Genomic DNA, 19,972 nt, shown 5'->3' with positions numbered 1-19,972 from the left:
ACCGTATGATTATTCACCATCCGATCCTCGGCCCCCGCGATGCGCAAGAGTTCGTCTATCTCGGCGATGCCTCGCTGATTGACCGCCCCGACGGCATGACCGCAGGCGTGGAGGCTTTCCACGACTATCTCTATCAGCGGACCAACCCGGCGGGCGAACATCAGGAGCTTTGGTACCATGAACAAGGCGACCGGTCCTGGCTGGTGGTGACACGCAACACAGTGACGCACGAGATCACGAAGGTTGAACTCGCCCGCGAGGTCGCACGGGCACGGGGGCGCACGAAATGACCCAGTCGCATCGCATTGACGCCAAGCTTGGTGGGGGCCAGATCGACCGCACGAAGACGCTGCGTTTCACCTTCGACGGCCTGCCCTACCAGGGCCATCCCGGCGACACGCTGGCCTCCGCTCTGTTGGCGAACGGCGTCCGGTTGATGGGACGCAGCTTCAAGTATCACCGCCCGCGCGGGCCGCTCTCGGCGGGATCCGAGGAGCCGAACGCCTTGGTCGAGCTTCGCACGGGCGCGCGGCAAGAGCCGAACACGCGTGCGACCGTTGTCGAGCTTTTCGACGGCCTGACCGCCAACAGCCAGAACCGGTGGCCGTCGCTCCGCTTTGACGCGATGGGGATCAACGACAAGCTGTCTGCCTTCTTTGCGGCCGGGTTCTACTACAAGACCTTCATGTGGCCCAAGTCTTTCTGGGAAAAGCTTTACGAGCCGATCATCCGCCGTGCGGCGGGCCTTGGGTCTGTCACGCGGGAAGAGGACCCGGACGAATACGACAAGGGCTTCCTGCATTGTGACCTTCTGGTGATCGGGGCCGGTCCAGCTGGACTGATGGCGGCGCTGACCGCGGGTCGGGCGGGAAAACGCGTGATCCTGGCGGACGAGGATTTCCGCATGGGTGGGCGGCTGAATGCCGAGACCTATGCAGTTGGCGATGTGCCGGGAGCCGACTGGGCTGCCGCCTCGGTGGCCGAACTGGCGACGATGCCCAACGTCCGCCTGATGACCCGAACGACCGTCATGGGCGCCTTCGACCACGGGATCTACGGTGCCGTCGAAAGGGTGGCCGACCACCTGCCTACCCCCGCCAAGGGCAAGCCGCGCCAGAGCCTCTGGCGCATCTACTCGGGCCGCGCGATCCTGGCAGCAGGGGCCACCGAACGCCCCATCGCGTTCGAGAACAACGACCGCCCCGGGATCCTGCTGGCCGGAGCCCTGCGGGCCTATGCCAACCGGTGGGGCGTCAAGGTGGGTGAGCGGGTCGCCATCTTCACCAACAACGATGACGGGTTGCGGTCGGCCCTTGATCTGCAGGCCAAGGGAGTGGACGTGGTGGCGGTCATCGACAGCCGTCAAGGCGGAAGTCTGCTCCCCGGTATCCGCCATCTGCAAGGGGCGGAGGTTATCGACACCTCAGGCAAGCTGGGTCTTGCCTCGATCGCTGTCCGCCAAGCGAACGGTCGTTCGGAAAACATCGCCATCGACGCTCTGGGTGTCTCGGGTGGCTGGAACCCGAATGTGAACATCCACTCTCATCACCGCTCCCGTCCCGTGTACGACCCCGGCATTGCCGCCTTCATTCCCGGTTCGGACGGCCCCCCCGGCCTGCTTGTCGCCGGGGCAGCGGCTGGCCAGATGTCCACTCATGCCGCGCTGAAGACCGGGCGGGACGCTGCCGTCGCGGCCCTCGAACTCTCCCGCAGTCCCGACCTGCCAGAGGCCGAGGACATGCCCATCCGGATCACCCCGCTGTGGCACGTCGCCCACGGCAAGGGCCGCGCCTGGATCGACCAGCAGAACGACGTCACCGTCAAGGACGTCAAGCTTGCGCATCAGGAGAACTTCACCAGCGTCGAGCATCTGAAGCGTTACACCACCCTTGGCATGGCGACCGATCAGGGCAAGACCGGCAACGTGATCGGCCTTGCCGTGATGGCCGAACTCACAGGGCGGTCAATCCCGGAAACAGGCACCACGATCTACCGCCCGCCCTATACACCCGTCGCTCTCGGCGCGCTGGCAGGCCGGTCGCGGGGCCGCGAATTCAGGCCCTTCAGGTTGACCCCCAGCCACCACTGGGCCAGGGAACAGGGTGCGGTCTTCGTCGAGGTCGGAAACTGGCTGCGCACCCAATGGATCCCGAAACCGGGCGAGACCGAATGGCGCCAGTCCGTCGACCGGGAGGTCCTCGCCACCCGCAAGTCCGTCGGCATCTGCGACGTCACGACCCTTGGCAAGATCGACATCCAGGGCACCGACGCGGGCGCTTTTCTCGACCGCGTCTATGCCAACACCTTCTCCACACTTCCTGTCGGCAAGTGCCGATACGGGTTGATGCTGCGCGAGGATGGCATCGTCTTCGACGACGGCACCACCGCACGGATGGGCGAGCATGAATACGTCATGACCACCACCACGGCCAATGCCGTGACCGTGTTCCGCCACCTTGAATTCTGCCGCCAATGTCTTTGGCCCGAGATGGACGTCCAGCTCATCTCCACCACCGAAGCCTGGGCTCAGTTTTCGGTCGCCGGGCCCAACGCGCGCAAACTACTGGAGAAAATCGTCGATCAGGACATTTCCGACGCCGCCTTCCCCTACATGGGCGCGGGCAACATCACCGTCTGCGGCGGCCTGCGGGCGCGGCTGTTCCGCATCAGCTTCTCGGGCGAACTGGCCTATGAGATCGCGGTGCCCACCCGCTATGGCGACGCCCTGTTGCGCGAGATGCTGGCGAGGGGGGCGGAATACGACCCCGTTGTCTATGGCACCGAAGCCCTGGGCGTGATGCGCGTCGAGAAGGGCCATGTCGCCGGGGGCGAGTTGAACGGCCAGTCCACCGCGCTGAACATGGGACTGGGCAGGATGGTGTCGAAGAAGAAGGACTCCATCGGCATGGTCCTGTCGCAACGCGAAGGCCTCACCGACGAAAACGGCTACCGCCTGGTGGGCGTCAAGCCCGTGGACCCCAACGGCAAACTCACCGCAGGCAGCCATTTCCTTGAGAAAGGCGCGGCCCCCGTTGCGGCGAACGATGGCGGCTGGCTCACGTCGAAGGTCTACTCGCCGCACCTCGGCCATGACATCGCGCTGGGCTATCTGAAGGCAGGCGACAAGAAGATCGGCCAGAGGATGCGGATCGTGAACCTGCTCTCGGGCCTCGATACCGAAGTCGAGATCGTCTCGCCCCACATGTTCGACCCGGAAGGAGAGCGTCTCCGTGGTTAGCCTGCAACCCCTCACCGCCCTCGGCCGCCGCGAGGCGACCACCGTCACCCAAGGCCCGCTGTCGATCACCGAACGCAGTGACGTCGCGCTCGCGTCAGTCGCCGTCCGCAAGGGTCGCGGCACGGACCTCGCCAAGGCCGCAGAAAAGGCAGACATTCCGCTGCCCGGCCCCGCCACCCACCAGCCCGGCACCCCCTACAGCGCCTTCTGGATCACGCCCGAAATGTGGTTCGTCGAGGCCCCCTATGCCAGCCATGAGCTGATCGCCGATCTGCTGAAACATGCGCTCGGAGACGCCGCCAGCATCACCGAACAGACCGACGCCTGGGTTGCCTTCGACCTGACAGCCCCGGACCTTGCCCCCCTCCTCGAACGGCTCTGCAATGTGGATTATGCCGCACAGCCGGAAGGTTACGCCACCCGCACGGTGATGGACCACCTGGGCGTCTACCTCATCAAGCACGGCCGCGGATCCGCAAGGATCTACGGTCCGCGCTCCAGCGCCGAAAGCCTGCTTCACGCCATCGAGACGGCAGCACACTCCGTCTGGTAGCATTTGCTTGACAGATTTTTTCCTGTAATGAAACCATTCCCAATAGTTTCATTCCGGGATAGTACCCCATGTCCGATGGCACCGCCAACACAGCCCTTCCGCGCGGCAAACCGGCCTTTGACCAGGACCCCCACCGCGTCCGCGAGATCAGCGAGCGCAACCTCGAAGCCGCCATCGGCCGCGAGGTGCGCAATTTCCGCCGTCAGCAGGGGATGACCGTGGCCGATCTGGCCAATGTCACCGGCCTGTCGATCGGGATGCTGTCGAAGATCGAGAACGGCAACACCTCGCCGTCGCTGACGACGCTCCAGGTCCTCAGCCATGCCTTCTCGGTCCCCGTCACCGCCTTCTTCCGCAGCTATGAGGAACGCCGCGAGGCGCAGCATGTGAAGGCGGGTGAACATGTCGAGATCGAGCGCCGCGGCACCCGCGCCGGGCATCAGTATCACCTGCTTGGCCATATCGGGTCGAACAATTCGGGCGTCGTGGTGGAGCCCTACATCATCACCCTCACCACTGAATCCGACACGTTCCCCGCCTTCCAGCACGACGGGCTGGAACTTCTCTACATGCTGGAGGGCGAAGTCGATTACCGCCACGGCGATGCGGTCTACCCGTTGAAACCCGGCGACAGCCTGTTCTTCGATGCCGATGCGCCACATGGGCCCGAAACGCTGGTCAAGCTGCCGGCCCGCTATCTCTCGGTGATCGCCTATCCGCAGGGCTGAGATGCTGACCGACCTTGCCGCCGCCGTCGGCCCCGCCAACGTTCTGACCGGCCCCGACACGGCGCGCCATGCCCGCGACTGGATGGGCCGCTACCACGGCCAGCCCGTCGCCGTCGTCCGCCCTGGATCGAGCGCCGAGGTCGCGGCCTGCGTCAGGATTGCTGCGCAGCATTCCGTGCCGGTCGTGCCCATCTCTGGCAACACCGGCCTGGTCGGCGGGACCATGACGCGGGGCGGCCTCCTCCTCTCTCTCGAACGGATGAACCGCATCCGTCAGGTCAAGCGCGACGCCCGGCTGGTCATCGCCGAGGCCGGGGTCATCCTCTCCCGCCTGCACGAGGCCGCCGAGGCAGAGGGCCTTTATTTCCCGCTCTGGTTCGGTGCACGGGGGTCGGCCATGCTGGGCGGGGTCCTGTCCACCAATGCGGGCGGCTCCAACGTCCTGCGCTATGGCTCCACCCGCGGCCTCTGTCTTGGGCTGGAGGTCGTCCTGCCCGACGGCCGCATCCTGAATCTCATGTCCGAACTGCACAAGGACAACTCCGGCTATGACCTGAAAAATCTTTTCATAGGTGCCGAGGGCACCCTGGGCATCATCACCGCCGCCGTGATGAAACTGGTCCCCGCACCGAAGGCCCATGCCACGGCCACCCTTGCCGTCCGTTCGGTTGCCGACGCGCTCACCCTGCTCAACCGCATGCAGGAAGCCACCGGCGGCAAGGTCGAAGCTTTCGAGTTCATGCCCCGCACCTACTCCGAACGCCTGCGCGAAGCCCGGCCCGACCTTGGCCTGCCCTTCGATCACATCCCCGAAGTCACCATCCTGATCGAGGCCGCCACCACCGTCCCGCATGAGGCCACCCCGGACGCGAACGGTGACATACCCCTCATCGCGACCCTGGAGGGCATCCTTGCAGACATGATGCAGGCCGGTCTCATCACCGACGCCATCCTCGCCCGCAGCGAAAAGCAACGGCGCGCGATGTGGGCCCGGCGCGAGGCCGCCGCCGAGATTGGCGTCGGTCTCCACCCCGAGGTGGACACCGATGTCTGCCTGCCCCTCGACAAGGTTGACACTTTCCTGACCACCGCCATCCAGCGCGTTGAGACCCTCGACCCCGGCGCGCGGACCATCACCGTGGCGCATCTTGGTGACGGCAACCTTCACTTCACCGCCTACCCGACCCGCGACGACGAGGACCTGAAGGACAGGGTCCTCGAAACCATCGAGGATGTGGTGGCGGAACTGGGCGGCAGCTTTTCGGCGGAGCACGGGGTCGGGTTGTCCAAACTTCCCTCGATGCGGCGCCGCAAGGACCCGGTGGCCCTCGACGTCATGCGGACGCTGAAACAGGCGCTCGACCCGCAGGGGATCATGAACCCCGGCAAGGTCATCCCCTGATCTTGCGGCCCTTTCGCCCCCGGGATAGGCAGGCGCAATGTCCGCCATCCGCATCTGCCTGAGCGACCCTGTGCTGCGCGCCGCCGGGCTGATTCTTGCCCTGCAAGGCGCAGTCGCCTGTTCGTTCAACCCCTATGTCTCGACGCTGGCGGTCAACAGCTTCGGTTTCGGAGACCGGGGCTATGCGATCATTCTGGCGCTTGCCTCGCTGGTCGCGGTCTCGGCCTCGGTCTACGGCGGCATCCGGGCCGACCAGACCGCACGGCGCAAGCGGATCACGCTGACCGCCATCCTGGCGCTGCTTACGGGCTGCCTGTTGATGACGGTCCATCCGACCCGATGGACTTTCGCCCTGACCGCCGCATTTCTGATCCCGATCAGCAGCGTGACCTTCGGCCAGGTCTTTGCCCTTGCCCGTCTTGCCGCCACCCGGTATCCCCCCGATCTGCGCGACGGGATCATGGCCGTGATCCGCGCTCTCTTCGCAGCACCCTTCGTCGTGGTCCTGCCGCTCTGGTCCGTCGCCTTCGCAGCGGGAGCCCCGGTCACCCTGATCTTCCCGGTGGCCTTCGTGCTGTCGATCCTGATGCTTGCTGCGGTGCTGCGGCTTTGGCCCGCCGATGGCACGGCCCGATGGGACGACCGCCCCTCGGGCCTGTCCTTCCGTGCCGCGCTGAGCGAGATGGGCCAGCCGCGCGTCGCCGCCCGCGTCATCGCGCTGGGCGCCGTGTTCAGCGCCTCGACAGTCTACATGGCCATCGTCTCGCTGGTCATGGTGCGGTCGGTCGGGCGTGGCCCGCAGGATGTCGCGCTCTATGTCGGCCTCGTAGCCGGTCTGGAGGTCCCCTTCATGCTGATGATCCCCGGCCTGACCCGCGGCATCCCGAGCACCCGACTGATCTTCGCAGGTGCCGCGCTCTACTGCCTGCATGTGGCGCTGCTGCCGGCACTTGCCGGTTCGCCCCTCGTCTGGCTCCTCGTCCTGCCTGCTGCGATCGGCGGGGCCGTCATCCTGACCGTCCCCATCGCCTATCTCCAGGATCTGCTTGCCGACCGTCCCGGGGCAGGGGCGTCGCTCATGGCGGTCCAGCGGCTTGCAGGGGACGTGATCGCGGCAGGCTGCTTTTCCCTCGGCACGACACTGTCGGGCTATGGCGCCGTGGCGCTTTTCGGCGTGGCCGCCTCGCTGATCGGAGCCGCCTCGCTCCGGGTCGCCGACCGGCGCTAGCTTCTGCGCAGCAAAGGCGAAGCAATGCTGCACCCAATGCTGCGCAGCAATGCTTGCAGATCAAAGCCTTATTCCCGGGCGACCGTCCGCAGTTCCAGCGACAGGATCGCAGGCCCCGACCCGGACTCCGCAACGTCATCCGTCAGGGCAATCGCTCCCCGGGTCGTCTGACCGAACCCCGCCTCCGCCAGCGCCGCATCGAACGCCGAGCCACCCACCGTCCGCGACACATCCAGCGCGTCTTGCGCCAGATAGCTCAGGTCCTCCACCGGGATTTGCGGGCGGGCAGGGGTTACCACCACCAGCATCCGCTCCTGCCCCAGGACATCTGCCGAAATCTTGAACAATCCCTTCTTCAACGCGTCACCGGGCTGCAACCGGCCACTGAACCAATGGCTGATCGACCAGTCCGCGCCGATATAAAGGACATTCACGTCCACCGGCCCCGCGCCATTATTCCGCGCCAGCACATGCACTTCGTCATCCGGTACCAGCACCGGCACCGGCGCGAAGGGCAGGGGCCGCAGCGTCCGGTCCTCGGGCGTCCGCGTCAGCAGTTCCACCTCGACATCCGGGGTCACTGACCCCACCGCCCCCGCCAGCTTCAACAGGTTCTGCGCCCGCGCCATCGTGATCAGCGTATCCGCCAGCACTGCCGCCAGCGCCGCCCCGTCCTTGTCGTCCGTCGACACCGAGGGCGTCCCCGCCAGATCCTCGGCCAGCCCGGTCGAGGGCAGCACCCAGATCGCATCCGGCCGCGGGCTGTCCGGCAGCACCGCCAGCCGCAAGTCCGCCTCCTGATCCGGCGCGACGAAAGCCAGCCGAGAACCCGAGGCTTCCTGCAACGCTCCCATGGCCGCCAGCAACGCATCCGCCGGAGCCGTCCCCGCCGCAGGCAGCGCCACAGTCAGCGTGAAGTCCAGCGTCTCGTTCAGCTTCCGCAGCGTGACGCCCTTCGGCAAGTCCGCAGGCAGGACCTTCCCGTCCTTCTCCACCGCCCGACCCAGCGAGGTGAAACTCTCGACAGAGGTCAGTTCCACAAACCCCAGCGCCGCCGCATCCGGGTCGGCCGCCGAGCCCATCACCGCCAGCACCGTGCCCGTCGTCAGCCCATGCAGCGCCCCCGCAGGGATTGTAAACTGACCGTCGGCCACCTCCGCCTGCCACTGCGACACCCGCGCCCCGCCTTTGCCCCCAAAGACCACCCGGTCCAGATCGCCCTCGAACAGCGGCGTCGATTTCGCCAGGTTCTTTACCGCATAGCGCCGCAGCACCTCTTGCCCGATCTGCCCATAGGTCGCGTTGGGATACTCTGCCAGCACCTCCATCAGCGTCCAGGTGAACACCCCTTGCGGCTTCCGCCCCGGCTTGCCCCTCGGCAGGTTCTTCTCCGGCGTTACCTCGTTGGTCTGGGCCGCGAAGAACGCCACAAACGATCCGTCGCCCGACCCCGCATCGAATGGTGCCTCCGTGGCCCGCGGGTCCACCGACCGCGACAGCCCGACCGCGCCCATGTCTATCCCCAGCACCTCGGGCGACAGTTGCCGCACCCGGACATCCTCGGCCTCAACCGCCCGCGTCGCTGTCCCCGAATGACACGAATCAAACACCGCCCAGACGTCGGCGCCCTTGACCCGCAACCCGTCGATCAGCGCCCCGATCTCGTCATCGACCAGCGCATTCTCGACCGAGCCGACCTGATCCGACCAGGGCCCTATGTCCACCGGCAGAAACAACTCGTCCAGCCCGTCCAACTCGGTCGCGGGGTCTACCGCCGGGGCCTGGGTGCCGTGTCCCGAGAAATGCAGATAGACGAAATCCCCCGGCCGCACCTTTGCCGCGAGCTCTGCAAACGCCCCCCGGATCGCCGCCAGGGTTGGAGCCTTCGCCCCCGCCACCCCGTCGGACAGCACCGTCACATTCTGCGCAGCGAAAGCCACCGGAGCCGCCGTGGTCAGATAGGTCGCCACCAGCTGCACGTCGTTCGCCGGACCCTTCAGCCACCACTGCTGCTCCAGCGACGGATACTGGTTCGCCCCGATCAGCAGCGCATAGTTTTCCCGCGCCATTGCAGGTCCGACGGCCAGGCACAGTGCGAGGGTGAAAATTATTCTCATCAGTTTGTCATCAACGCATACTCGGCCCCGGCCGGGCCCTTGTTCTCCACCTTCAGCGTAAAGCTGCCGCCCGTGGCCGGGGTCCAGCCGCAATAGGCGATGTGGCTGATATCGGTGTCCGAACAGACCAGCCGCCCCCTGTCGTCAAAGACGCTGAGGTTCAGGTTCACCGCAGCCTTCGCCTCGACATAGACCTCGGCATATTCCCCGCCCCGGAACTCGATCGGCGGATAGGTGTCGCCCTTGCCGTTGCCGAGTGACCCGATGTTGTAGACCGGCCCGGAGGCCACGCCCTTCGTCGTCTCGACCAAGGCATCCTGGACAAGACCCAGTATAACCGCATCCCCCGCCGCCAGCGCCGCAGCAGAGGCGAGCATTTCCTCCCAGCCCAGCGGGCGGCCCTCTCCGGCCACGCCATCCACCGCTGCACGCGGCCCCTTCACCGGCGACAGCCCCTTGCGCAGCTTCGCCGCCGACAGAACCAGCAGGGGATCGCCTGCCTCCATCCCCGCCGCATACAAACGCGCCGACAGTTCCGCCACCTTCACCGGGGACGGAGCTTCTGCCCAGGCGGGCAGGGCAAGGCTGACAAGGCAAAGGGCAAGCAATGGGCGCATCGTAGCACTCTTCCGGCTTTTGGTGCGTCGAACATGCGGTCCCGTTTCCTGCCTGTAAATGCGGGAATTCCGGATGACAGGTTTTGTCACGGGACCCGCAGCACCCTGACCGCTAGCAAGGCCGCATCAAGGCAGAACAAGGGTTTTCATAATGCAGGCCAAACCAAGGCGGCAGAGACCGCTCTACACCATCGAGGCGCTGGCCGTGCTGGTGGTCGTGGCGCTGGTCGTCGTCCTCGGCCCCGCCAGCGCCTCGCCGCTCGACGACGCGATGAACAAGGTCTTTACCGTCCGCTCTGCCGACGCGAACGACCGCTTCCTCGGCTCGGCCTTCCTCTGGGCAACCGGCGAGGTCGCCGTCACCAACGCCCATGTGGTCGCCGACGCCGAGGAGGTCCGCCTGATCGACCGCAAAGGGCTTGACCGGACAGCCCTCGTCATCGCCCGCGACCCCGTCCGCGACGTTGCCGTGATCTCCCTCCCGACCTCCACCAAGGGCCTGCGCCTCTCCCCCGACACTCCGGAACTCGGCGATGAAGTCTTCGCCCTCGGCGCGCCCCTCGGGATCGAGTTCACCCTGACCGAGGGCCGCATCTCCTCTCTTGCGCGGCAGACAGACATCGCGGTCCCGATCCTGATGCTGCAACACGATGCCGCCGTGAACCCCGGCTCCTCCGGCGGCCCGCTGGTCGACGCCCAAGGCCGGCTTCTCGGCATGAACTCCCGCATCGCCGATGGCAGCCGGATGTTCGTCGGCATCGCCTACGCCATCCCCACGGCCGAACTACACCGCATCGTCCAGGGTCTCATCGACGAAACCCTCCCCCCGTTCCCCACCCTCGGCCTCACCGCCCGCCCTGTCGACCGCCAGATCGCCGAGACACTTGGCATCGAAGCCCAAGGCCTCCTCATCGACGCAGTCGCCCCCGGCAGCCTGGCCGCAGCCGCTGGCCTGAAACCCGGTGACATCCTCACCGCCACCGACGACATCCCACTTGCCAAACCCGGCGATTTCGCCTTCGCCATCGAGAAAGCCAGCGCACAGGGCATGGCGACCGTCACCCTCCTCCGCGCCGGGCAAGAGCAGAGCCTAACCCTCGCCCTCACCGCCAGGGACCCCGCTAGCCTCCGCACCCGCGAGGCCCCCCGTGCCCCCGCGACCGTGAGCGCCTACAGCCTCGCCGAACTTGGCGTGACGCTGGACGGGCAGGGTATCGTCACCGCGCTCACCGATACCTCTCCCGCCCTTCTTGCAGGCCTTGCCAAGGGCGACCGCATCCTTGCGATCAACGGCGCCCCGCAGGACCTGACCACCTACCAGTTCACCGCCCCCGCGCTCCTCCTCCTCCAGGCCCCAGGCGGCGCGACCCGGCACATCCGCCTCGACCCCTGGCACGCGCCCGAGGGCGTCCGCCCTGTCGGGGGCGCAAATGTCCTTGACCCCGACGTGGTGGTATTCTGAATGTCGCACATGGACCGCATCCTGATCATCGAAGACGACCCCGAGACCGCCGCCGCGATCCGCGCCGAGGCCGAGGCCCTGGGCTGCGCCACCGACCACCGCGACACGCTCCCCTCGGGCATCGAGGCCGCCACCAGCGCACAATACCAGGTCATCGTCCTTGACCGTATGCTCCCGGGAGGCGACGGAGTGGACGCGATGGCCCGCATCCGCGCCGGGGGATCGACCGCCCTGATCCTCATCCTCTCCGCCCTCGGCCGCGCTGCCAACCGGGTGGAAGGTCTGGAGAAGGGCGCCGATGACTACCTTCCCAAACCTTTCGAACCCGAAGAGCTTCGCGCCCGCCTTCGCGCCCTTCTGCGCCGGGGCACGATTCAGGTCCTCGACAACGACCTCATGGCCTTTGGCGACCTTGAAATCCGTCTCAAGGCCCGCACTGTCCACTTCCGTCGCGCCCATGTCCCTATCAGCCCCAGGGAATTCGACCTCCTCACCTACTTTGCCCGCAACGCCGGTCAGGTGGTGACCCGGATGCAACTCCTTGAAAACGTCTGGAATCTCCACTTCGACCCCGGCACCAATGTGGTCGACGTCCACGTCGGCCGCCTGCGCCGCAAGCTGGAGGACGCCGGAGCAACCGCCATCCAGACCGCCCGGGGCGAGGGCTACATCTTTGCGCCCCTCCCCGCGTGAGCAGCGCAAGGCCCATCGCCGCCCGCGCCACCCTGCGCCTCGCCGCCCTCATGGCGCTGGCCGTCACCCTCCTCTCCCTCGCTGCCATGGCCCTGCAATACCGGCTGGTGGAGACCCGCCTCATGCAGGCCCAGCAAACCCTGCTCACCGCCGACCTGAACGGCCTTGCCGCACTTTACGACCAGCGCCGCATCATCGCGCTGCGGCAAGCCATCGACTATCGTGCCACGGCGGCCACGGGGGACGAAATGCTCCTCCTCATGGACCGGACCGGCGCAGCCCTTGCCGGAACCCGTCCCGACTGGCCAAGGACCCTCGCCCCCAAGGGTGACACCTTCACCAGCGACAACGCCACGATCTTCACCGAAGGCGCAACCCGCTGGCTCGCCGTCGCGCGCGAACTTCCCGGAGGCTTCCCCCTCCTCGTCGCCCGCAGCCTCCAACCCGTCGACGATACCCTCGCCGCCCTGAAGCGCGGGATGCTCGCCCTCCTTGCCGCCCTCCTCGTCGCGGGCGCGCTAGTCGGCGGACTGGCCGCCCGCTTGGTCATGACCCGGATCAACCGGATCAACATGCTTGCCGACCGCGTCGCCGATGGCGCCTTGGACGCCCGTCTTCCCGGCCCCCGCTCGGATGACGAATTCGGCCTCCTCGAAACCCACGTCCACGCCATGCTTGACCGGATCGAGAACCTGAACCGCGCCACCCACCGCCTCTCGGACACCATCGCCCACGAACTGCGCACCCCTCTCAACCGGATGCTCCAGAAGCTGAGCAAGATCGAGGGCCAATCCGACCTTGCCGCCGATCTGAAGGCCGAGATGCGTCAGGCGATCCGCATGTTCGACAGCCTCCTCGACATCAGCCGCGCCGAGGCCGACCAGGGCACCGGCGGTGGTCTTGTCCCCGTCGACCTCTCCGCCACCGCGTCCGAGGTCTGGGACCTCTACGACCCCCTGCTTGAGGACAAGGGTCTCATCGCACAAGCCCGGATCACCCCGGGCCTCACCATCCTCGGCGACCGCAACCTGATCGCCCAGGTCCTGTCGAACCTCCTCGACAACGCCATCAAATACTGTGCCGCTGGCGACCACCTCACCCTCGACCTCACCCCCCAAGACGACCGTATCCTGATGCGCGTCGCCGACACCGGCCCCGGCCTTCCCGACGCGCTCAAACCCGAGGCCTTCGACCGCTTCACGCGCGCCGAGCGTGACCGCGCCACCCCGGGCCACGGCCTCGGCCTTGCCCTCGTCCGCGCCATCGCCGCCCGCCATGGTGCACGCCTGACCCTTCCACCCACCGACAAGGGTTTCGCCCTTGAAATCCGCTGGCCCAGGCTGCAGCAATCGGATTGACCGTCAGGAGCCTCGATGCGCCGCGCCCTTCTCTCCCTCCTGATCCTTCTCGGCTGCGCGCCCTGGAACCAGCCGCAGAACCAACCCCTTCAGGGAGAGAACGCCCCCCTCACCGACGCAGCCCCCGGTGACGACCTCTACATCGGCCTCGCCTTTTCCGGCGGCGGCATGCGCGCCACGGCCTTCGCCTACGGGATGCTCCAGGAACTCCAGACCGTACAAACCGGCACCCCGAACGGCCTCCTCGACAATGTCCGCCTCGTCTCCGGCGTCTCCGGCGGCTCGGTCATGGCCGCGCAGCTCGGCCTCAGAGGCCCGCAAGGGATGCAGGGCTTCCGCGAGGCGTTCCTGACCACCGACGGCGAGGCCCGGATGACCACCTCGGCCCTCAACCCCCTGACCATCGCCAAGGGCATCGCCGGTGGGGTCAACGGCCGCGACACCTTCGGCCGCACCCTTGACGAGACACTGTTCAAAGGCGCCACCTTCGCTGACCTCCGCCGTACCGGCATCAAGACCTGGATCAACGCCACCGACATGGCGAACAACACGCCGTTCCTCTTCTCTCCCGAAACTTTCGACGCCCTCTGCTCCGACCTTTCGAAGGTCAAACTCTCCGAGGCCGTCGCTGCCTCCGCCGCCTACCCCCTGGTCTTTACCCCCATCGTGCTGCAGGCCCATCAAGGCAAATGCAGCTACCGCGAACCTGACTGGCTGACCGCCGCCCGCTACAACCCCGAGGCCACAGCCGCCATGCGCGCCCACGCCCGGGCTTTGGAAAGCTACACCAACCCCGATGAGGTGAAGTTCGTCAAACTCCTGGACGGCGGCATCACCGACAACTTCGGCACCACTGGCCTTGCGGTCGAACGCGCCCGCGCCCAGGTCCCCTACGCCCCTCTCACCGCCGAAGAGGCCGTCAAGCTGAAACGCATGCTCTTCCTCGTCGCCAACGCCGGGGTCAGCCGCGACTATGACTGGACTAGAAAGGTTCAGGGACCGGGAGGCGTCAACCTCGCCATGTCGATCGCAACCTCAGCCATGGCCGCGGCCTCCCGCTCCGGCTACGATTCGATGCGCGGCGAGTTGCGGCTCTGGGAATCCGAGCTTATCGACTGGCGCTGCTCCTTGCCGTTGTCGGACGTCCGGCAATTGCGCGGCACGACGCAAGGCTGGGACTGCAAGGACGTGAAACTCTTCGTCGGCGAAGTCAGCTCCTCTGCTCTGCCGACCGACCTCCGCGACCAGCTCGACGCCGTCCCGACCCGCCTCAAACTCAGGCCCGAACAAGTCGACATGGTCATCAAGGCCGGTCGCCTTGCCACCCGCGCAACGCCCGAGTTCAACGGCTTCCTCGCTTCCCTCAAAGCCAATCCCGTCGATGCCCGCATCCAGTCTGGCATCGCCGCCGGAGGCCGCCGCGTGACGCCGCTGAACTGACCCGTCGGGCGTTGCAGACCACCGCCCGTCCCGGGCGCCTTCCATCCCCACGGTCGGCAGGGAATGGACAAGGGCGGCACCCTGGTCGGGCTGATGACAAATCCCGTCACGCGCAGCGCCCCACTTGCCCCGTTCCGCGGCAGGCGTAATCTGCCGACCATGCGTGCGCGGCTCTTCTTCCTTTCCGTGACCCTGGCCCTTCTGGCCGCGCCCGCCCATGCCGAAATCCGTGCGGTGATCGTCGGCGTCTCGGACTACCTCAGTCTCGATGCCGACCTCAGAGGCCCCGCCAATGATGCCCGGCTGATGGCCGAGACCCTTGCTCTGCGCGGCGTCTTGCCGACGAACATGACCGTCCTCACCTCCGACCCCACCGGCCTCGCGGACGGAGCCGGAACTGCCCGACCTACCCGCGACGCGATCCTGAACGCCCTCGCGGCCGCCACTTTGGCCTCAGCCGAAGGCGACACCATCGTCTTCACCTTCTCCGGCCACGGTGCCCAGGCCCCGGACCTTTCTGGCGACGAGGGCGGCGGTTACGATGAACTCCTCCTGCCTGCCGACGCCAGCGGCTGGAAGGGCGCGATCGGCAGTGTCGAGAACGCCCTCAGCGACGACGATCTGCAAATCTGGGCACAACAAACCCTGGCCAAAGGCATCCAGGTCATCGCGCTGATCGACGCCTGCCACTCCGCCACCGGCTTCCGCGCCGTGGGCGGGCAGGGGGTCGCCAAGGTCATCGACGAAGCCCAACTCGGCATTCCTGCCGACGTCACCCCCGTTCAAGGCAGCCCTGCGCCCCCGCTGACGGGGGATTTCGTCTTCCTGTACTCCTCGCAGTCCGACCAGCGCTCTTTCGAATATCCGATGACCGACGGCACCTGGCACGGCGAATTCACCCTGCGGCTTGCGCAAACCCTGCGCGACACGCAGGACGCCAGCTGGGCGCAGGTCCTGTCTGCCACCACCGAAGCCATGGTCCAGGGCCCCGCCAGGCAGATGCCCGACGGCGAAGGCCCACTTCTGACGGCAAGGGTCTTCGGCACCGGACCCACCACCCGACGCTTCCCCGTCGAGGACGGCCACCTCTCCGCCGGCCTTCTTGAAGGCCTGACCGAGGGCACCGAGCTTGCGCTCTACACCACCCCCACCGGCGGCACCCCCCTCGCCACCGCCACCCTCACGAATGTCACCGCCCGCAGCGCGAGGCTTACCGCCCCAGATGACGCCAGATGGGCCGAAGTCACCTCCGCCCCACCCCCCGCGATCCTGACCCTTGCCGCCCCCGTCCTCGCCGACCCCGCAGACAGCCGCGACTACAGCGCATGGACCGCTGCCCTTCCGACCCCCGGAGACACCCCCGACCTCGTCCCCATTCTCACCGACGGAGCCATCGCCCTTGCCAACGCCGACGGCACCCTTGACCCGCAGGGACCCGGCTCTACCCCCCGCATCCGCCGTGAACCCGGAGAAACCGAAGCCGAGGCTGTCGACCGCACCCTGGCCGAAGCCGCCCACGGCCTCGCCCTTCGCAAGACCCTCGCCGGGGCCACCGGTCGCAGTCTCACCGGCAAGGCCCCCCTCTCCGTGGCAACCGAACGCCGCGCCGCCCTGACCTGCGACCAGACCGGCCCCGCCACACCCTTCAACCCCGCCCAGCCCGTCGCCCCCTGCGATCAGCTCTGGCTTACCATCACCAACACCTCCGGCACTGCCCAGGATGTCTCGGTCCTCTACTTCACAGCCGATTTCCGCGTGCAGCCGATCTACCCCACCCGGAACCTGTCAAACCGCCTTGCCCCAGGTGAAACCACCCGAGTCGGCCTGATGATCGAACCCGGCAGCACCGGGGGAATCGAGGAAATCTGGACGCTCGCCGTCCCCGCCTCCCCCGACGCCCCTCGCGCCGACCTTACCCGCCTCGCCAGCCCCGATAAAACCCGCGCCGCGCCGGCGGACCCGATGACCGCCTGGTTGGAGGCCCGTCTCGACCCCGGCGCCACCTCTCGCGGCTTCTCCACGAAACCTGCTCCCCTGACCATGCTTCGCCAGATCATCCGCCTGACCCCCGGCCTCCCCGCCGCGCCGGCAACCATGATGGAGAACTGAATGTTCCGCCTGCTCTCCGCCCTTGCCTTGACCTTCTTCGCCACACCCCTCTTGGCCGAGGACAAACCGTTCAGCCCTCCGAACCCCGCCACCGCCTCGCCCTACCTCTACGCCAAGTCCGGCGCCAAGGCCGTCCGCGCCGCACAGGCCACCGAGGCCGGGGCCAAGGTCATCGGCGGCGAAGTCGCGGCCGAGGGCGCCTGGCCCTGGCAGGTCGCGCTCCTTGTCGGTGGTGCCCCTGTCGGAACTGATGCGCAATTCTGTGGCGGCTCGCTGGTGATGGACCGCTGGGTGCTCACCGCCGCCCACTGCATCCACATGCCCCAGAGCGATGGCAGCTTCGCCGACCTGAAGCCCGAAGAGGTCTCCATCCTCGTCGGCACCAACACCCTGACCCCCGGCTCGGGCGAGCTGATCCCGACCGAAGCGATCTTTCGCCATCCCTCCTACTCCGGCACCCAGTTCGACTACGACATCGCCCTCATCAAACTGGCCCGTGCGCCGCAGGTCGCCTACCAGACCATCGAGGTCCCCGACGCCGAATACGGCGACCTTCTGAACCGGCAGGGCGTCACCACCATCGTCACAGGCTGGGGCCTGACCGAGGGCGCACAACCATCCCCCCAACTCCGCCAGGCCCGGATCCAGGTCCTCGACCGCGCGCTTTGCAACACTGCCATGCTGGAAGCCAAGGCCCAGGACGCCGCCGAAGGCTTCGGCTACGCCGTCCAGACCCTTGGTGTCGCGGATGAGGACGCCTACGCGATCTGGGACGAGCTGATGGCCCGCGCCCCCGATGCCGTGTCCGAAAACATGATCTGCTCGGGCACCTTCGAAGGCGGCAAGACCTCTTGCAACGGCGATTCCGGCGGCCCGCTGGTCGTCCCGGTGGAGGGCGGCGGCTACATCCAGGCGGGAATCGTCAGCTGGGGCCTCTCTGCCACCACGGGCCGCGGCTGCGAGGAGACGGCTCTCTTTTCGGCCTACACCGACATTTCGAAATTCGTCCCCTGGCTGAACGAGGTGATCGCGGCGAATCCGTAGGGGGGCCGGTCTGTCCCTGCTGCCTCCACTGGGGCGGGCGGCCTTGTGGGTTCTGTCCGCACCTGTCAGGATATGATCAAATCTGATCCCCGTGGAGGCTGCAGCATGATCGCCAGGCGTGAGTTCTACATCGACGGGCAATGGGTCGCGCCGCTGGTGGCACGGGATTGCCCGGTCATCGACCCCTCGACCGAGGAGCCCTGCGCGGTGATCTCGTTGGGGTCCGACGCTGATACCGACCGCGCCGTAGCGGCGGCCAAGGCGGCCTTCCCGGCCTGGGCGGCGACCGATCCGGCGGTGCGCCGCAAGGCCGTCGAAGGCATCCTGGAACAGTACTATCAGCGCAAGGAAGAGATGGCGCAGGCGATCAGCCTGGAAATGGGTGCGCCCATCGACATGAGCCGCAACGATCAGGCGGAATGCCTGCCATGGCATCTGAAGAACTTCCTCAAGGCCTTCGACCATATTGAGTGGATCCGGCCATTGGGTCCACATGCGCCCGACACGATGATCGCGCTGGAGCCGATCGGCGTGGTCGGTCTCATCACGCCGTGGAACTGGCCGATGAACCAGGTGACGCTGAAGGTGATCCCTGCCCTGCTGGCCGGTTGCACTTGTGTGCTGAAACCGTCCGAGGAATCGCCGCTGTCCTCGATGCTTTTTGCAGAATTCTGCCATGACGCCGGGGTTCCGCCGGGCGTGTTCAACCTGGTGAACGGCGACGGCGCGGGGGTGGGGACGCGGCTTTCCAGCCACCCGGATGTGGAGATGATCAGCTTTACCGGCAGCACACGGGCCGGACGGGCGATCTCGAAGGCGGCGGCCGAGACCCTGAAGCGGGTCACGCTGGAACTGGGGGGCAAAGGGGCGAACCTGGTCTTCGCCGACGCCGATGCGCGGGCCGTGGAGCGTGGCGTGCGGCACATGATGAACAACTCGGGCCAGTCCTGCAACGCGCCGAGCCGGATGCTGGTGGAACGCAGCGTCTACGACCGCGCGGTGGAGATCGCGGTCGAGGTCGCCAATGGCATCAAGGTCGGCCCCGCAAGCGAACCCGGCAACCATATCGGGCCGGTGGTGAACAAGCGTCAGTGGGAGCAGATCCAGGGCTACATCCAGAAGGGCATCGACGAGGGCGCCCGTCTGGTCGCCGGGGGTCTTGGGCTGCCAGAGGGGATGAACAAGGGCTACTATGTCCGGCCGACCGTGTTCGCCGATGTGAAGCCCGGCATGACCATCGAACGCGAAGAGATCTTTGGGCCGGTGCTGTGCATGATCCCCTTCGACAGCGAAGAGGAAGCGGTGCGGATCGCCAATGACACGCCCTACGGGCTTACGAACTATGTCCAGTCGGCGGACGGCGCGCGGCGGAACCGGTTGGCACGCCAGCTTCGCGCCGGGATGGTCGAAATGAACGGAAAGTCTCGCGGGGCCGGGGCGCCATTCGGGGGCGTGAAGGCATCGGGCCGGGCACGCGAGGGGGGCGTCTGGGGGATCGAGGAGTTCCTGGAGGTCAAGGCGATCTCGGGCTGGGACCTGGCGGCGGAGTAGGCGATTTCTTCAAAGAAATCGCATCGGAGCCTATGAAGGCTCCGGTCCGGAATTCTTGAGAATTCCGGCGACCCCAGAAAACGTGACACAGGTGTCGAGAGACGCCGTCATGCGGGCAAACGGAGGCCCGGATGACCCGGCATCCCCGCCTGATTTTCCCCATGAAACTCTGCGACCATGCGCTGCGAAACCGCATCGTCTTTGGCGCCCACACCGCCAACATGTCGGATCAGGGGATGCCGGGGCCGCCTTTCGGCAAGTATCTTCTGGATCGCGCCCGCGGCACTGCGGCGATGATCGTGGCCGAACCCGTGCAGCGGAAGGGTTACCCAGCCTGCCCGTCGCTGCAGGGTTGATCGCCGACGGGGGCCAAGGCGGCGACTGGCCATGGGAAGGCATTGAAACACCGTGGGATACGCCCGCGCTGGCATG

The 19,972-nt window shown here is 66.9% G+C and carries 16 protein-coding genes; 14 read left to right on the top strand and 2 right to left on the bottom strand.

The window, feature by feature from the left end; all coding sequences use genetic code 11:
* Positions 1-5: 5 nt before the first annotated feature.
* The 6 genes from D5084_RS05665 to D5084_RS05640 all read left to right on the top strand — a co-directional run bounded on the left by D5084_RS05665 (position 6) and on the right by D5084_RS05640 (position 7,149).
* On the top strand, positions 6-290 hold the full coding sequence (locus D5084_RS05665; RefSeq protein ID WP_128514543.1) for a sarcosine oxidase subunit delta: 285 nt from the start codon (positions 6-8) through the stop codon (positions 288-290).
* A complete protein-coding gene (locus tag D5084_RS05660; protein ID WP_128514542.1) occupies positions 287-3,238 on the top strand; it encodes a sarcosine oxidase subunit alpha family protein in 2,952 nt (983 codons plus the stop codon). The genes D5084_RS05665 and D5084_RS05660 overlap by 4 nt, the downstream gene beginning before the upstream one ends.
* Positions 3,231-3,791 (top strand): sarcosine oxidase subunit gamma, encoded by a 561-nt coding sequence (locus D5084_RS05655; protein ID WP_162302385.1) that lies wholly within the window; start codon positions 3,231-3,233, stop codon positions 3,789-3,791. Before D5084_RS05660 ends, D5084_RS05655 begins: the two co-directional genes overlap by 8 nt.
* Positions 3,792-3,859: 68 nt before the next feature.
* Complete coding sequence (locus tag D5084_RS05650) at positions 3,860-4,519, top strand: helix-turn-helix domain-containing protein (protein ID WP_128514540.1); 660 nt, start codon at positions 3,860-3,862, stop codon at positions 4,517-4,519.
* Between the two features lies 1 nt (position 4,520).
* Complete coding sequence (locus D5084_RS05645; protein WP_128514539.1) at positions 4,521-5,921, top strand: FAD-binding oxidoreductase; 1,401 nt, start codon at positions 4,521-4,523, stop codon at positions 5,919-5,921.
* 37 nt (positions 5,922-5,958) lie between these two features.
* Entirely contained in the window at positions 5,959-7,149 is a 1,191-nt protein-coding gene (locus D5084_RS05640; protein WP_128514538.1) for an MFS transporter, read from the top strand.
* A 68-nt stretch (positions 7,150-7,217) separates the two neighbouring features.
* Here the strand turns inward: D5084_RS05640 and D5084_RS18845 are convergent, their stop codons facing one another.
* The gene (locus D5084_RS18845; protein WP_128514537.1) at positions 7,218-9,266 is read right to left on the bottom strand and encodes a caspase family protein; all 2,049 of its coding nucleotides are present in this window, start codon (positions 9,264-9,266) and stop codon (positions 7,218-7,220) included.
* Positions 9,266-9,883 carry a hypothetical protein gene (locus D5084_RS05630; protein WP_128514536.1) on the bottom strand — a complete coding sequence of 206 codons (618 nt, stop codon included), beginning with the start codon at positions 9,881-9,883 and terminating at the stop codon, positions 9,266-9,268. The genes D5084_RS18845 and D5084_RS05630 overlap by 1 nt, the downstream gene beginning before the upstream one ends.
* 151 nt (positions 9,884-10,034) lie before the next feature.
* Between D5084_RS05630 and D5084_RS05625 the strand changes: the two genes are divergently transcribed.
* The 8 genes from D5084_RS05625 to D5084_RS05590 all read left to right on the top strand — a co-directional run bounded on the left by D5084_RS05625 (position 10,035) and on the right by D5084_RS05590 (position 19,896).
* Entirely contained in the window at positions 10,035-11,345 is a 1,311-nt protein-coding gene (locus tag D5084_RS05625; RefSeq protein ID WP_128514535.1) for a trypsin-like peptidase domain-containing protein, read from the top strand.
* 9 nt (positions 11,346-11,354) lie between these two features.
* On the top strand, positions 11,355-12,038 hold the full coding sequence (locus D5084_RS05620) for a response regulator transcription factor (RefSeq protein WP_238382538.1): 684 nt from the start codon (positions 11,355-11,357) through the stop codon (positions 12,036-12,038).
* The gene (locus D5084_RS05615; protein WP_128514533.1) at positions 12,035-13,396 is read left to right on the top strand and encodes a sensor histidine kinase; all 1,362 of its coding nucleotides are present in this window, start codon (positions 12,035-12,037) and stop codon (positions 13,394-13,396) included. Before D5084_RS05620 ends, D5084_RS05615 begins: the two co-directional genes overlap by 4 nt.
* Before the next feature lie 15 nt (positions 13,397-13,411).
* Entirely contained in the window at positions 13,412-14,836 is a 1,425-nt protein-coding gene (locus D5084_RS05610) for a patatin-like phospholipase family protein (protein WP_128514532.1), read from the top strand.
* 159 nt (positions 14,837-14,995) lie between these two features.
* A complete protein-coding gene (locus D5084_RS05605) occupies positions 14,996-16,945 on the top strand; it encodes a caspase family protein (protein WP_162302384.1) in 1,950 nt (649 codons plus the stop codon).
* Positions 16,946-17,989 carry a serine protease gene (locus D5084_RS05600; RefSeq protein WP_128514530.1) on the top strand — a complete coding sequence of 348 codons (1,044 nt, stop codon included), beginning with the start codon at positions 16,946-16,948 and terminating at the stop codon, positions 17,987-17,989.
* Positions 17,990-18,094: 105 nt separating this feature from the next.
* Positions 18,095-19,540: an aldehyde dehydrogenase family protein gene (locus D5084_RS05595; protein ID WP_128514529.1), complete on the top strand. Its 1,446-nt coding sequence runs from the start codon at positions 18,095-18,097 to the stop codon at positions 19,538-19,540.
* Positions 19,541-19,671: 131 nt separating this feature from the next.
* Positions 19,672-19,896 (top strand): hypothetical protein, encoded by a 225-nt coding sequence (locus D5084_RS05590; RefSeq protein WP_128514528.1) that lies wholly within the window; start codon positions 19,672-19,674, stop codon positions 19,894-19,896.
* Positions 19,897-19,972 lie beyond the last annotated feature (76 nt).

This window comes from Tabrizicola thermarum (assembly GCF_003574395.1).
In the GTDB taxonomy this organism is placed as follows: domain Bacteria; phylum Pseudomonadota; class Alphaproteobacteria; order Rhodobacterales; family Rhodobacteraceae; genus Tabrizicola; species Tabrizicola thermarum.
Note: the sequence above shows the minus strand (reverse complement) of the source record. Positions and strands in the feature narration are given on the sequence as shown.